Genomic DNA, 15,405 nt, shown 5'->3' on the forward strand with positions numbered 1-15,405 from the left:
AGAAAGCCCGCAGCTCGTCGTAATATATGGGCCGTTATAACGATACGGGGAATGACATGTTTCGCAAGCTGCTGCTGTCGTGTGCGGTGTTGACAGGTGTGTTGAGCGCGAGCGCCCACGCTGCCGACGATACAACGGTCAACGTGCTGTACGCCGGTTCGCTGGTCAACCTGATGGAGCGCAGCGTAGGTCCGGCGTTCGAGAAGGAAACCGGCCTGCACTTCCAGGGCTATGCGGCCGGCTCGAACAAGATCGCCAACGAGATCAAGGGCAAGCTGCGCCGCGGCGACGTGTTCATCAGCGCGAGCCCGAAGGTGAATACGAGCCTCATGGGTGCGGCCAACGGCGATCATGTGAACTGGTATGTGAGCTTCGCCGAATCGCCGCTGATGATCGGCTACAACCCGCAAAGCCGCTTCGCCGCCGACTTCAAGAAGAAACGCTGGGACCAGGTGCTGCAGGAACCGGGCATCCGTATCGGCCGAACCGATCCGAAGCTCGATCCAAAGGGCGCGTTTACCGTCGAGATGATGAACAAGGCGGCCGAGCTTTATCATCAGCCGGATCTCGTCGAGAAGACGCTTGGAGCGCCCGACAACCCCGAGCAGGTACTGCCCGAAGAGACGCTCGTTGGACGTTTGCAATCGGGCCAGCTCGATGCAGGGTTTTTCTATTCGACCGAAACATCGGACCTGAAAATTCCCGCCTTCCGTCCCGCGCCTGAACTGCAGGCCAAGGCCAGCTATACGCTGACCATCTTGAGCGATGCGGCGAATGCCGCCGGCGCGACGCGCTTCGTCGATTTTCTGTTGAGCGAGAAAGGGCGTGCGTTGCTGAAGGAACATGGCGTCGACGTGATCAAGCCGGTGGTGACCGGCGATGCGCGCGCCGTGCCGCCGTCGTTGCAGGCCGTGATCGACGCGGCGCAATGATGCGTTCCGCGCCGCGGCCCTTGCTGTGGCTCGCCGCGCTGCTCGCGGTTTATCTGTGTGCGCCGTTTCTCGCGAGCATTCCGCAGATCGGTCACGCGGACTGGGCGAGCGTCGACTGGCGGGCGACGTGGTCGGCCGTTGGCGTGTCTGCCGCCAGTGCGAGCGTCGCGGCGCTGATCATCCTCGCGGGCGGCGTGCCGCTCGGTTACTGGCTCGCGCGATCGTCGTCGCGCTGGACGGCGTTACTCGGTTTCGTGGTGCAACTGCCGCTCGCGTTGCCGCCGCTCACGAGCGGTGTGTTGCTGCTGTTTCTGCTCGGGCCGTATAGCTGGATCGGTCGCGTGTTCGGTGGCATGTTGACCGATTCGTTTGCCGGCATTGTCCTCGCCGAGACGTTTGTTGCTGCGCCGTTCCTGATCGTGGCAGCGCGCTCGGCGTTCGCCGCGGTCGATCCCGTGTTCGACGATGTAGCGGCCACGCTTGGTCATCATGCAGGCAGCCGTTTTTTCCGCGTAATGCTCCCCGTTGCATGGCCCGCGATACGTGCCGGTCTCGCGCTTGCGTGGTTGCGTGCGTTTGGCGAATTCGGCGCGACAGTGATGGTTGCCTATCACCCGTATTCGTTGCCGGTCTACACGTACGTCGTGTTCGGCGGTCAGGGTCTGCCCGCGATGATGCCGTTGTTGTTGCCGACGTTGGCGATCGCTTTAGTGTGTGCCGCACTATCGATCTATAGTCGCGGCAATCGCGCAGGCACACTTGCAAAGATGGACAACGGCGACGAACCGCCAGTCATCGCAGCGACTTCGGCAACCGCAAGTGCTGCGCCCGATCTGCGGCTTGCTGTGCAGCTAGCCAGACACCTCGGCACGTTCAGTCTCGACATCGCGTGGGCACCATCGACACGACGACTCGCGATCATCGGTCCTTCAGGGTCGGGCAAATCGATGGCGCTGCGCCTGATCGCCGGGCTGGAGCCGAACGAGGGCGGTGCGGTGACGCTCGGCGGAATCGATCTAGATGGGCAGCCGCCCGAGCGACGGCAGATCGGTTATATGCCGCAGGACTACGGCCTGTTTCCACACATGACGGTCGCACAGCAACTCGCGTTTCCCGTCGATGCCGATACAGCGAGCGCACAGTACTGGCTCGAACATCTTGGTCTCGCTGCACTGGTCGATCGTTTGCCGCATCAGCTGTCATTCGGTCAGCGCCAGCGCGTTGCGCTCGCTCGCGCGCTGACGCGTCACAACCAGTTGCTGCTGTTCGACGAGCCGTTTGCAGCACTCGATACACCGCGGCGGCGGCGCTTACAGCAATCGTTGCGCGATCTACAGCGGGAAATCTCCGCGGTCACGGTCATCGTCACGCACGATCCCGACGAGGCTGCGCTACTCGCCGACGAAGTACTGGTAATCGAACACGGACGCGTTCTACAAAGCGGTCCAGTCGAACAGGTCTTCGAGCAACCGGCCACGATGCGCGTCGCCGAGTTGCTAGGCTTGCACAATGTCGGGCAGGGCGTGATCAAGGCGCCGGGGTTGATTGAAGCCCGCGGTGGATTCGTGCTGGAAACGGCCGATCGTTCAATCCCGTCGGGGTGTGAGGTGATGTGGCGAGTGTCGTCGCATGCAATCGTGCCATCGCCGAACGGAGTGCACGTAGGCGTGATTGGCGCGGTCGGGTTACGGCACGGCGAACGCTACGTCAGCGTGAACGTGGGCAGCGTCTGCCTTGAGTTTGCCAACGAAGATGACGGTCGGCACGAAAGCGATCGCTGCCAGTTTGCTATCGATCCAGCCGGGGTCTCGGTGTGGAGATGTCGCGTGTAGCGACGTCAATGAAATGCCTGGCGCGCCAGCAGCTTCCATGCGCCATGCTGCTTCTGCCACACGAGCAGGACGTTGAGGTTGACGTCGCTCACCTTGCCGTCGGACTCGACCGTACCGGCGAAGTGATCGCGCATCACAGCGGTATCACCGGTGACGGCCGTCACGCTTTGCGTCAGATCGATCCGCCGATACTTTGTCTGTCCGCTCGCAATCGTCGTGACGAATTCCGTCTGGTTCTGCACGAGTCCATTGGAGTGTCCGTACGATAGCGTGTCGGCGGTCGCGTCCTTCATCTGTTGTGCGTCGCCCGCGATCATCGCTGCGCTCAAGCGTTGCATCGCGTCGTTGACCGCGCTTTCATCGGCGGGACTGGCAAATGCGCTGGTAATTGCGCTGGACGCGAGCAGCAGACCGGCTGCGACAGACAACACGAATTTTTTCATCGATGAACTCCTTGTGATCGATAGCAAGGTGGGGCAGCTATCAACCGCCCCTGTACTCAAGCATTCATTGCTGCATCGCGCGGATTCAGACGGCCAACCATCAAGGGATCGGACGGCGTAAACGGAAACTGCGGCAAGTTACGCTCGAGCACACCGAATGTCGCTCCGATCACCTCGCGTGAAAATGCAGTCACGCTGGTCCTGCAGCCGATATCTCCCGGCGTGGGCTGGTCGAAGAAAATCAAAAAGTGAAAACCATCGTCACCGAGCGTTTCGATGTGGTGAGGATATGCACGAGGGACAAAATATACATCGCCTTGCTTGAGTTCGTACTCGTCGAGCGAACCATCGGGGTCCAGCACGCGCATTCTGGCGCTACCTTTCTCGACATAGCCCATTTCAGCGGTCTCGGGGTGCCAGTGCACATCTCTCATACCGTTCTCCTTGATACGCAGCGAGTACATGGAGATGTCTTCGAGTGCCGCCCAGTATTGTTTGCGCGCAAGATGCGCGGAGCCAAAGTTGTAGGAGAGCGGCGCATGCTGTCCTTCGACATCGAACAGACGCGCATTGGGTAATCCGGTGGTCGATGGCACGACGGCATTGCCTTGCCGACGCACAATCTGTTTAGCCGATGAGCGATCGAATGCCGCAAACGCGGATGCAGGCAGATCGTAAGTGTTTCCTAACACCGCATTGGTCATCGCATTGAAGGTGGAATGCAGCGAGAAGTGCTGAGGGCGCTCGTTGCGCAACGCGATGATCAGCTCGGCAGGATCCTGGCCGATGTTCTCGATGTGGTAAATCGCGCCGGATTCAACGTGATACATCTGACCGGGTTTCACCACGAACGACGAGAACGATGCGCTGTTTCCTAAGGTCGATACGAGCACGGTGCCCGATGCACAGTACGCAAGCTGGTTGGCGTTGACGTTCCACTGCGGTTCGCGGAGCGCGCCCGGATTCAGAACGATGCGCTTGATGGACAGGCACTTCAGAATAGGCAGGACACTTGCATCCACCGCACTGATGAAACCGTCCTCGCTTTCGAAGACGGGTTTAGCGGCGAGCAACGAAATGATGTGGGGAGATCTGGCTTGCATGATGTCGGATCCATTCAAATGAAATTGGCCGTTATTCATCTGCCCAGGTACGCTTTACATCCGTTGCCTAGCACAAGGCGTTATTTTGACCGCTAGTCTGCAGGCAGATTCTGGTGGTCGGATGAGCATCGAGGCGCTCAAGCCAACACTGAGAAGCATAGGACAAAAAATTAATAATCATGTCGTTGTGCCAAAGTCCTCTTTGTCACACTAGAGGATGACATCCAATGTCGCGTTTGGACCAGACCGCGTCGCTTCAGCGAAGGTCATATGCCCGCCAAAAATTAGCATCCGCGATGTACTACGCATCTGCTAATGCATCCACTAAGGCATCCGTAACGGAGTTGTCTTAAAGAACGTATACCTGTCATATCGCGTCGCTAGATTAGCGGAAGACATGCGGCCCATGCCTTCCAGAATTGCCCTGCACTGAAGAAGCTGCCGTTACGACGGGTACGCGAATACCTGTCTTGTCATCGTTGTGCAAACCCCTGGTGAAACAACCCTACAAAGGTGGTGCTTTACATGGCAAAGATAAGCAGACGTACATTCCTCGAGCGCGCGGCACAGACGGCCGGCGCGGCAACGCTAGCGGGCGCGATACCGGAGAGCATCCGGCGCGCCCTCGCGATCGAACCGGCCCGCGTGACGGGCACCGTCGAGGATGTCGCGCATATCGTCGTCCTGATGCAGGAAAATCGCAGTTTCGACCACTATTTCGGCTCGTTTCCCGGCGTTCGAGGCTTCAACGATCCGCGTACGGTGCTGCGCGCCGACGGCAAGCTGAACTGGTATCAGGCGTACAACGGACGCGATTACGTGCCATGGCACTTCGATACGTCGACTACTTCGGCGCAATGGCTGTCGTCCGACTATCACGACTGGACCTCGTATCACAACCTGTGGAACGAAGGCCGCTGCGACAAGTGGATGGCGGTGCAGTGGCCGACCGCGATCGGCTATTACGAGCGCACCGATCTGCCGTACTACTATCCGCTCGCCGAAGCATTCACGATTTGCGATGCCTACCATCAGTCGATGCTCGGGCCGACCAATACCAATCGCCTGTACCTGATGACGGGTACCGCATCGCCGAATAGCGACGGCACGAACGTCGCGACCAGCAACTTCATGAGCGATACGGGGACGACGGTGTCCTGGAACACGTTTCCCGAACGTTTGCAACAGGCCGGTATCGACTGGCGCATCTATCAGGACGGCGGCGCCGGATCGTACAATGCAGTCGCGAACTTCCTGACCAGCCACAACTGGATCGACAACAAGAACAATTTCGACTGCAATGCGCTAGCGTGGTTTTCGCAGTTCAGATCCGCGGCGACTACGTCGGACCTGTATCAACGCGGGATGAGCGTGCGCGGCATTTCGACGCTGCGCGACGATGTGCTTGCCAACCGTCTGCCGCAGGTGTCATGGATCATTCCGCCGTTTTCGTCGTCCGAGCACCCGTGGTGGGGGCCGTCGTTTGGCGAGCAGTACGTTTCGCGCATTCTCGAGGCGCTGACGTCCAATCCCGACGTATGGGCGAAGACGGTGTTCCTGATCTGCTACGACGAAGGCGATGGTGGCTACGACCACGTTACGGCACCGGTACCGCCGTGGAAGGCCGGCAAGGGCTTGTCGACAGTGAGCGTCGAAGGCGAGATCGAACAGACGTCGGGCCTGCCTATCGGCCTTGGCCCGCGCGTACCGCTGCTCGCGATATCGCCGTGGTCGAAGGGCGGCTGGACCAGTTCGGAAGTGTTCGACCACACGTCGGTCATCCGCTTTATCGAAAAGCGCTTCCTCGGTCAGTATCCGAGCGTCTACGAAAGCAATATCACGCCATGGCGCAGGGCTGTTTGCGGCGATCTGACATCGGTATTCGATTTCGCTGGCACCGCCGATGCATCGGTACCGCAGAACCTGCTGAACACAAATGCCACCGAGGCGCAGCTCGACTACGCGTACTGGACACAGTTCTATTTCGCGTCGCCCGCATATCCGTCTTCCTATCCGGCGCAGAACGCACCGTTGCCTGTCCAGGAGCCAGGACAGCGCAAAGCGCGGCCCGTACCGTACGAGCTGTTTGCGGAAGCCGCGGTGAACCTGACTGCCGGCACGATCCAGCTTGCGTTCACCAACAACGGCAAGGCCATTCCAGGCAACGCGCAAGGCGTTTCCGCCGCGGTGTTCCAGGTGAACGACGCAAAGAGTAGCGATGGTCCGCGGTTCTATACGATTCAGAGCGGCAACCAGCTGGCGGACCAGTGGTCGCCTGTGCGCGATTCACAGGGGCTCTACGATCTGTCGGTGTATGGGCCGAACGGTTTCTATCGTGCGTTCACGGGCAACGTCACGGGACAGGCGACGCTCGAAGTCACCGTCGCCTATCTGCCCAATGGCAATCTGATCGTCATGGCGCGCAATACCGGCAAGACCGTGCGCACCGTGACGGTGGTGGACAACGCTTATGGCGGCGCTACACGTACCGGCCAGATCGCGCCTGGGAGCACCGGCAGAATGGAGTGGAATACGTCGGCAAGCGGCGGATGGTATGACCTGAGCGTCACGACGAACGTCGAGACGGGTTACCTGAGAAGGCTTGCCGGCCATGTCGAAACGGGCAGCGCCAGTGTGACCGATCCGCTATTCAAGGCGAGGCAGGTGTAAGCGATGAACCGGCAGAACTTGCTATGGGCGGCCGCTGCGATTGTCGTGGCGGGTGCCGCGGTGTCTGGCGTGCTGCTCAGTAGCGGTCCTGGCAGCGGCCACAATAGTAGTGCGCAACAGCCCGCCAGTTCGCTGGCGGGCGATGCGTCTTCAGTGCAGAACAGCAAGGTGAACACCATGTCGTCCTCAACGCCGGCGGATTTTCAGGCGCAACTCGAAGCATATGGACTCAAGCGCGGCCAGTTGTCTGCCGATGCACGTCGTACAGAAGCGCAGCGGTTGATCGACGAGCTTAAACAAGGCGCGCAGGCGGGCACGATCGATCCGCGCCACGCGTCGGATCTTGCCGACATGCTATGGCCCGATGCGGAACCGGATGCCACGAAGCGCGTCGCGCGCAGCGACGCATTGCACCAGACGTTGCGTGACATCGCGATGCCGCCTGTGACGCCGTCTCCGCAACGTGAGCAGCAAGATCAGTCGTATGCGGTAGCGAGCCGGCAGGTGATCGCCGATGTCACGTCGAGTGTTTCGGATCGAACCGAGCAGCGTGTGCAGATCGATGAACGTTTGCGCGATCTGCGCAAGCGCATTTACGGCGATGCAGATGCAGGGCGCTCGCGATAACAGCCGCAGCATGACACGCTGTCCGGATCGGACCCATTGAACGGCCACCTGTGCACTTGTTCGCGTGTCGTGCTGTTTCTATCCTTCAGTGTCGGGCGTGGTTTGCGCGGCGATGGCTATCGTTGGTACGACAGCGCGATCCATCGTTATGCGAAATGACATTGCTGCGCAGACTCGCCCGACTTCACGGTGACGCATTGTCACCGAGCACACATCCGGATAGCCGATAGTGCTCAACCTCTAAATTTCGGCGTGCCACGCAGAATATTTCCGTCTATTATTGCCGCATAATGCAACAAATTGCAACATAAAGAAGCAAAATAAAGCAGGGAGACGTGATGCAAAAATCGAGGCTTTCATGGAGTCTGTTGGCAGTACTACTGGTGAGCGGCACCATCGCCGCGGCATGGTGGTACAGCACGTCATCGAGTGCAGCGGCTACGCAGCCCGCCAGTGCTGCCGTGCCCACGCAGCAGGCAGCGCCGTCCGGGCAGACACAGGCAGCATCGACAGCCGGCCCTGCGGAGCGGCGCCTCGATATCGCGGCCTTGCGCAAGAGTCTGGCCGGCCGCCCCGACGCTGAAGCGGAAGTTCAACGCATCCTCGCGTTTGCGCGCTTCCAGGATCAGGTTGCCGACTACGGTGCTAATCGCAAGAACATGTCCGACCAGGATAAACGCATCCTCGCGCAACAGATCCTTGGCGAACTGCCCGAGCACGTTGCGCGCAACGAGATCGTTCCGGTGCAGGCCGAAGCACTGAGCGCGGCGCTGCTGATGGATGCCGAGCCCGATCCGGCTACGCGTGATGCCGCGATCCAGAACATGCAGCAGCAGTGGAACAGCTACGCGCAACAGACGGTTGGCCCGTCGCCTGCGCAGGACCCGCGTTTTCAGACTTACTCGCAGCAGGCCAAACAGATCGTCGACCAGGTGCAGGCAACCGTGCGCGATCCCGACCAGCAGCAAACGATCATCGGCCAGCGCTTGCAGACGCTGCGCACGCAGATCTACGACGGCGGCGCTCCGTCCGGTACGAACTGAACGTCGCTTAGTCGCATCTATAGCGTCCCGTCAGAGGACGTTAGAACAGTCGCATCCATAAACAGGGAAGAGACATGCTTTCAATACGCCTCATCTTGCGGCTGTGCGTCGCATTCTTGTTGAGCTTGACCGTGTTCAACGCTCATGCAGCAACCGCTCCGGCTACGCCCGATCCATCGATTCCGTACTACTCGTGGTACGAAGTGACGCTGCCGGAGGACACAGGTGCGAGTTGTGGCAACGGCACGCCGATGCGCTTCTATATCAATCGCGCGCAGTCGGACAATATGCTGATCGGTTTCGAGGGTGGTGGTGCGTGCTGGGACTATGGTTCCTGCTCGGGCGACACGACCGGCATAGAGTCGAAGATCGGCGCATCCAATCCCAACGGTATCCCGCACAACTACATGAACGGTACGACAGTCGAGTCGCTTACGTCGACCTTCGAGTCGCCGATCATGACGCGTATCAACTTCCTCACGTGGCTGGTAGGTGAGCCTCAGGTAGAAACCCAGAACTGGACCCAGGTTTTTCTACCCTATTGCAGTGGGGATATCAGCACTGGCAACGCGATCCAGAACTACAACGGGCCAAATGGTAACTGGCGCCTGCAGCATTTCGCGGGTGTGAAAAACACTCAGGCGGTCATGCAATGGCTTGCGTCCCATGGCTTCGCGAAACCACAACGCCTGCTGGTGTGGGGGCTTAGCGCGGGTGGTTATGGAGCACTGACCAACTACGCTCCGGTTCGGGACACGTTGCAGCCGCAGGCCAGTAGCTCGTTGCTCGATGACGCGGGAACGGTTTTCGTTACGCCGTTCAATGCCGATCCGTCCACACATCCTTCCGTTCGCATCTATAACGTCATCCGGCAGCAATGGAACTGGGCAGGCGGAGCAGGTTTCCTGAAGACTCTGCGCGGTATGCTGGGCAAGGCTTTCGATACCAACAATGTGGGCAGCATCTATCAGGCACTGAGCGAGAAGTATCCGCACGATCGTCTGGGTTACGCGAGCTTCCAGCAGGACAAGGTGATCTCCGCGTTCCACTACTTCCTGTTCGATCCAACGGTCGCTGCGTTGCCCGATATCGCATCGAAATCCGCGGCTTCGCTGGCGCTGTTCAATGAAGAGCTGCCGGGGATCAAGACAGAACTGAACGGGCTCACGAACTTCGGTTATTACATCCCGTGGGCGCGCGGCGACTTCATCGACAACCACACGGTTACGGCGGTGACGTTCTCCGGCACTGGCATCAACGAGAACGGTATTGATGCCCACGTCGGCGACTTCGTCAACAACCTGCTCAACCAGAAAGATCCGCTGGACACACCGGTGATGAAGGCATTCAGAACCGATCAGTCGTCCGACTTTGCGTGGACATCGGTTGCCGGGTTTCTTATGAGCCTCTTTAACGTCAATCTGATATGACGCCGGCGTACGCGCGGTAGCCGAGCTATCGCGCATCGATTCGACATAACCACGCAGTAGCCCGCTCGCCCGCTGCGAATGAAAGAACACCCTGTATCCATCGACAAGGAGGAGAAATGTCCGCATTCAAATACATCAAGCAACTGGGCGTAGCGGGTTTGTTCGGCATGGCAATGGCAAGCGGTCACGCGGCCGACACGACTGCGCCTGACCCATCCATTCCGTACTATTCGTGGTTCGAAGTGACCTTGCCCGAAAGCACCGGCGCGAACTGCGGCAATGGCACGCCGCTGCGGTTCTATGTGAACCGCGCGCAGTCCGACAGCGTGCTTTTCATGATGCAGCCGGGTGGCGCGTGCTGGGACTACGGCACCTGCACGCAGACGTCGACGGGTGCCGAAGCAGGGTTGGGCGGCTTCAATCCGGACGGCATTCCGCACAACTACGTGAACGGTACGGCCGACGAAAGCCTGATGACGTCATTCCTATCGCCGCTGCTCACACGCATGGACCTCGAGCACATTCTGGTCGGCGAGCCGTCGGTTGAAACGCAGAACTGGACCCAGGTCTATGTTCCGTATTGCAGCGGCGATATCCACATGGGCAACTCGGTACGCAACTACACATCGCCAACCGGCGACTGGCGCATTCAGCACTTCAGCGGAACCAAGAACATTCAGGCGGTGAGCCAGTGGCTCGTCGATCACGGGTTGAGCAAACCAAACCGCTTGCTCGTGTACGGCATGAGCGCGGGCGGCTACGGCACACTCGCCAACTACGCGACGATCCGCAATACGCTGCAGCCGCAGTTGCATAGCTCGCTGCTGGATGACGCCGGTACCGTATTCATCACGCCGTTCAATGCCGATCCGACGACGCATCCTTCGGTGGGGCTATACGACAAGGTTCGCACCGAATGGAACCTGACGGGACAGGGCAGCATGATTGCGGTGAACAGCAAGCTGCTCAAGAACTTCGACCCCAACAATATGGGTAGTGCGTACGCGGCACTCTCTGCCACGTTCCCGCACGACCGTTTCGGCTTTGCGTCGTATCAGCAGGACAAGATCATCGCGGCGTATCACTACCGCGCGTTCGTGCCGGCGGTCATCGCGGCGCCGGATGACACGACTAAAGACTCGCTGTCGCTCGCCATGTTCGACAACGAGCTGGATGGACTCAAGCAGGCGTTGAACCCGTTGCCGAATTTCGGTTATTACATGCCGTGGGCGCGTAACGACTTCATCGACAACCATCAGGTCACCGCGGTCAGCTTCACAGGCTCGGGGATTCACGAGAACGGTATCAACGCGGACGTCGGCAATTTCGTCAACGACCTGCTCAACCAGAAGGACCCGTCCGATACGCCGGTCATGAAGGCGTTCCGGACCGAGCAGTGGTCCGACTTCACGTTCTCGACTTTCCTCGCGTGGCTCGACAGTGTTCTCAACCTGACTGGAGAAGCGGGGCCGATTTCAACTCACCACGCTTGATAACACACTGGCTGCTGCGATCCCGTGGGGCGCGGCAGCCAGTGCAGTGTTCCTATAAACGCGGTGTTGTCTCTCAGGTCCCGCTTGCACCCTCGACGGGACCTTTGCCAAGACCGCCAGGTCTTGGCCTTTTTATATCTAGGCTGATCACACTGCGTATCTGTCATTCCAATATGGGTTTGATTGGAAATGCGAGGGAACGGCTATCGTCCGATGGCCGCCTTTGCTAGACTGGCCGCCATCGCATCTTCCGCCGGCCCCCATGTTCTCGACCCAACGCAAAGCTGAAATCATGCGCATGCTGCGCGCGAAACAGACCTGCACGATCACCGAGCTTGCAGAAGTTTTCGCCGTATCGGACGAGACCATCCGGCGCAACATCAAGCCGTTGATTGCCGAGGGGCTGCTGGTCAAGGTCCATGGCGGCATCATGTTGCCCGACCGGCTCGACGAACCGCCGTTCCAGCGCCGGATGCAGGAAAACGACGCGGCGAAGCGGGTGATCGCCGCGCAGGTCGGCGAACTGGTACGCGACGGCGACTCACTGATTCTCGACGGCGGCACCACTTGCGTCCACGTCGCGCAGGCGTTATGCGCCCGTTCGCGTCTGACCGTCGTCACCAATTCCACCGAGATCGCGCACATGCTGGCCACGCGCAACGACAATCGCGTGTTCATCACCGGCGGCGAGTTGCGTGCCGACGACGCAGCGGCGTTCGGCGAAAGCGTGCTGGCCTTCATGCGTCAGTTCTATGTCCGCTATGCGATCGTCTCGGTAACTGCGATCGATGCGCAAGGCCGCTTTATGGACGCCCAACCCGCCGATGTCGCGTATTCGCTTGCCGCGTTTGCGCAGGCGGAGCGTCGCGTGGTCGTCGCGGATCACGCGAAGTTTGGACACAGCGCACTGGTGCATGCGTTCGGCGCGGAGGCGGTGAATCTGCTGATCACCGACGAGGCGCCGTCGCCGGCACTGGCTCAGGTGCTGGCCGCGGCGGGTGTCGAAGTTTGCTACGGCGCACCGGAAGCGGCCTAAGCCGTAAGCCGGGTGATGGCCTGCACTTACCACTGCATCGACCCACCGACACCAAACGCCGTACCACCCGCACTCAAACTCGCGCCGGCCCGCACCTTGATGTTTTCGGTGATCCGGGCTGTGCCGCCAATCGCCGTTGCCTGATAGCCGCGATACGATCCGACGCCGACGCCGAGCGACAGGGTCTTGCCCTTGTCGACTTCGGGAATCATCGTCAGCGCAGTCGCTGCCGCTACGCCCGAGTAGGCGTTGCGTGCCGTGTCGTTGACGCTCTGCTGCAATTGTCCGAAGCGCTGGTCCGTGTAGCCATTCGCCTGCGAAAGCGCGGAGTTGAGCTGGTTCACGTTGACCGCATCGGTGCCGCTTACGCCACTGCCGACATTGGTCATGCGTCGCTCGTTGCTCACCGAGCCGACCGATACGGTGTTGTCTTCGGAGGCGACTGAGTTGTTGCCAAGCGCGACGGAGTTCGTGCCGCTTGCGTGAGCACCGTTACCGAGCGCGGTACTGCCCGTGCCCGACGCAACGCTTCCGCTTCCCGCCGCGGTCGCATTGGCTGCATTCGCGACCGGTGCCTGATAGGTAGACGGATTGCCGGCGATCAACGATCCGCCAGCGGACGAAGCATTGTTGCCTGCACCATTCGATGCAGCCGGAGCAACCGGCTTGATGCTGTTCGACAGCGAGCTCATTGCGGCTTGCAACTGGCTCAGGTTCACTGCATCGGTTGCCTGCGTACCGGCGGCGACGTTGGTGATCTGGCGCAGCGAACCGGCGAGACCGACCGATACCGCACCGAGTGCCGTGGTGAAGTTGGCGCCGGAAATCGGATCGGTGAACGTTCCTGCTGCGCGATTCGCGATCGATCCCGAGCCCAGTGCAACGCCACCCGCTGTCGTCACGCTGGAATTCGCGCCGAGCGCGAGCGACGAGCCGCCCGTTGCGCTTGCGTTCGAGCCGAGTGCGACATCATGAGTCATGGTCGCATTCGAACCGGCCACGCCAGCCACCGCACCGGTGCCTTGCGCAATGCTGTTATCGCCGTTGGCGATCGCATTCGAACCCGTCGCGATCGAACCGTTACCCGTCGCGCTTGCCGACGGGCCGATCGCTACGCTATCGGTGCCGGTCGCGCTGCTATCCGGTTGCGTCGAATTCGCGTGGAAGTACTTGATGCCCGCACCGCTATTGATGTTCTGCACGGAGTTCGTGACCGAATCGATGGCCTGGTTGGTCGCATTCAGCTGTGCACCGTTGACCGCATCGGTGCTGGTTGCATTGACTGCGCCGGCCGCGACGTTGGTGATCTTCTGCGGTGCGCTGCTACCGTGGCTCGCGTCATAGGCGCCCAGTGTGCTGTTCCATTGCAATGCGTTTTGTTGCAAGCCGTTGATGTTCGATGCATTCGTCGACACGTTGCCTTGCAGCGTCGTGACATTCGCTTCCGTCGTCGTCATGCGTTTGCCGAGGCCCGTGACGGCTTGATTCGTCGCATTGAGTTGCGAGCCGTTGATGGCATCCGTGCTCGTTGCGTTGATCTGTCCGGCTGCAACGTTGGTAATCGTGCGTTCGTTGCCTGCCGCACCGATGCTTACCGTGCTCGACGGCGACGTACCGGCAAACTTGTACTTCGTACCGTTGATCGTCGTGCTTGCCGTACCGACAGCGGCCGACGTCGTCGAGCCCGCGCCGAGTGCGACATCGTTTGCGTGGTTTGCCGCGCTGCCCAGACCGATTGCAACAGCCGCCGACTGCGATGCGCTCGCCTGACCGCCAATAGCAATCGCATCCGCCGCGCTCGCCTGCGCCCCACGCGTTGCGTTACTACCGATTGCAACCGCGCCCTCACCCGAAGCAACCGTCGAATCCGCAGCCGACAGCGGCGTCGTACCGTCACCGCCAGCCCCGCCGATCGCAACAGAATTCGTCGCACTCGCCACACTGCCGAAGCCGACTGCCGTGCTTGCCGTACCGGACGCATTCGCCTCGGTACCGGCCGCAGTGCCCCATTTTCCTGCGGAGGTCATGAAGCCAAAGGCCGAGCCGCCTTCGCCGGTGACCTGGGAATACGAGCCATAGACCGTGGCGGCGAGTTGATCGTTGCCGCTCGCGTTGCAGCCGGCTACGTTCGAATAGGTCCCGGACCCGTTGACGGGTTGTACGCTTTCACCGGGTACGCCGGAGCGCCCGACAGTGCCCGTGCCGGTTGAATCGCAGTCCTCGACGGACTTGTAGGTATTGGCGTGGGCGGGCACGGAGAGCCCGAGGAATAGTGTCGTGGCGACGATGGCGAGTACGCTTGCCTCGAACGGCACGCGCGCTGACACCGAGGTGCCATTCGATTTCCGGAGGATGAATCCGCGAGTCGTTGCCGCGTCTTGGTTGTTCGTGCCGGTGGCTGTTTCAACGGCGATCAGTCGGTTCAAAAAGGCTTTCATCTCGATCTCATTAACATTGGTTGATGTAACAGTTGCGAAAGATAAATGAGATAGAACTGAAAGATTGCAAAGAAACGCAAGATCGGCCCGGCAAATTGTTAGATCTTGCCAGGTGGCGCTTCACAATTGAGGTGGCGTGGGCCGAAAAGCTAGTAAACGCAAGGGTTTCCGGGCAGCGCTCGATCCGTCTGACCAGGCGGACCGGCAGCGCTGGATCTCACGAATTTCCCGACAGGCATGTGTGCTGGAAGCGGGAGTTGTAAGGTTGGTTACCTATATCAACACGAATCAACGTAAATCAACGGTCTGAGTGTGGATTCGATGATGATCTTACTCCGAGGACCGTAAGCCGAAATCC

11 protein-coding genes are annotated in these 15,405 nt (G+C 60.0%); 8 read left to right on the forward strand and 3 right to left on the reverse strand.

Features of this window, described 5'->3' with window-relative positions; genetic code table 11:
- Positions 1-56 precede the first annotated feature (56 nt).
- Complete coding sequence (locus FNZ07_RS17775) at positions 57-932, forward strand: extracellular solute-binding protein (RefSeq protein ID WP_091010521.1); 876 nt, start codon at positions 57-59, stop codon at positions 930-932.
- Complete coding sequence (locus FNZ07_RS17780; RefSeq protein WP_091010524.1) at positions 929-2,764, forward strand: ABC transporter ATP-binding protein/permease; 1,836 nt, start codon at positions 929-931, stop codon at positions 2,762-2,764. The genes FNZ07_RS17775 and FNZ07_RS17780 overlap by 4 nt, the downstream gene beginning before the upstream one ends.
- A gap of 5 nt (positions 2,765-2,769) precedes the next feature.
- On the opposite strand, the gene FNZ07_RS17785 is transcribed toward FNZ07_RS17780, so the two are convergent.
- Entirely contained in the window at positions 2,770-3,207 is a 438-nt protein-coding gene (locus FNZ07_RS17785) for a nuclear transport factor 2 family protein (RefSeq protein ID WP_091010527.1), read from the reverse strand.
- Between the two features lie 56 nt (positions 3,208-3,263).
- Positions 3,264-4,310 carry a cupin domain-containing protein gene (locus tag FNZ07_RS17790; protein ID WP_091010530.1) on the reverse strand — a complete coding sequence of 349 codons (1,047 nt, stop codon included), beginning with the start codon at positions 4,308-4,310 and terminating at the stop codon, positions 3,264-3,266.
- A 525-nt stretch (positions 4,311-4,835) separates the two neighbouring features.
- Between FNZ07_RS17790 and FNZ07_RS17795 the strand changes: the two genes are divergently transcribed.
- The 6 genes from FNZ07_RS17795 to FNZ07_RS17820 all read left to right on the forward strand — a co-directional run bounded on the left by FNZ07_RS17795 (position 4,836) and on the right by FNZ07_RS17820 (position 12,609).
- Positions 4,836-6,980 (forward strand): phosphocholine-specific phospholipase C, encoded by a 2,145-nt coding sequence (locus FNZ07_RS17795; RefSeq protein ID WP_091010533.1) that lies wholly within the window; start codon positions 4,836-4,838, stop codon positions 6,978-6,980.
- A 3-nt stretch (positions 6,981-6,983) separates the two neighbouring features.
- Positions 6,984-7,607 carry a phospholipase C accessory protein PlcR gene (gene plcR / locus FNZ07_RS17800; protein ID WP_091010536.1) on the forward strand — a complete coding sequence of 208 codons (624 nt, stop codon included), beginning with the start codon at positions 6,984-6,986 and terminating at the stop codon, positions 7,605-7,607.
- A 338-nt stretch (positions 7,608-7,945) separates the two neighbouring features.
- On the forward strand, positions 7,946-8,650 hold the full coding sequence (gene plcR / locus FNZ07_RS17805) for a phospholipase C accessory protein PlcR (RefSeq protein WP_091010538.1): 705 nt from the start codon (positions 7,946-7,948) through the stop codon (positions 8,648-8,650).
- A gap of 74 nt (positions 8,651-8,724) precedes the next feature.
- Positions 8,725-10,080: a pectin acetylesterase-family hydrolase gene (locus FNZ07_RS17810; protein WP_091010540.1), complete on the forward strand. Its 1,356-nt coding sequence runs from the start codon at positions 8,725-8,727 to the stop codon at positions 10,078-10,080.
- Between the two features lie 116 nt (positions 10,081-10,196).
- Positions 10,197-11,573 (forward strand): pectin acetylesterase-family hydrolase, encoded by a 1,377-nt coding sequence (locus tag FNZ07_RS17815; protein ID WP_091010542.1) that lies wholly within the window; start codon positions 10,197-10,199, stop codon positions 11,571-11,573.
- Positions 11,574-11,835: 262 nt separating this feature from the next.
- Positions 11,836-12,609, forward strand: coding sequence for a DeoR/GlpR family DNA-binding transcription regulator (locus tag FNZ07_RS17820; protein ID WP_091010545.1), 774 nt, complete (start codon positions 11,836-11,838; stop codon positions 12,607-12,609).
- A 26-nt stretch (positions 12,610-12,635) separates the two neighbouring features.
- Here FNZ07_RS17820 and FNZ07_RS17825 read toward each other — a convergent pair whose 3' ends face one another.
- Complete coding sequence (locus tag FNZ07_RS17825; protein WP_091010547.1) at positions 12,636-15,047, reverse strand: YadA family autotransporter adhesin; 2,412 nt, start codon at positions 15,045-15,047, stop codon at positions 12,636-12,638.
- Between the last annotated feature and the right edge of the window lie 358 nt (positions 15,048-15,405).

Origin of the sequence: Paraburkholderia megapolitana (assembly GCF_007556815.1) — a bacterium.
Lineage (GTDB): Bacteria > Pseudomonadota > Gammaproteobacteria > Burkholderiales > Burkholderiaceae > Paraburkholderia > Paraburkholderia megapolitana.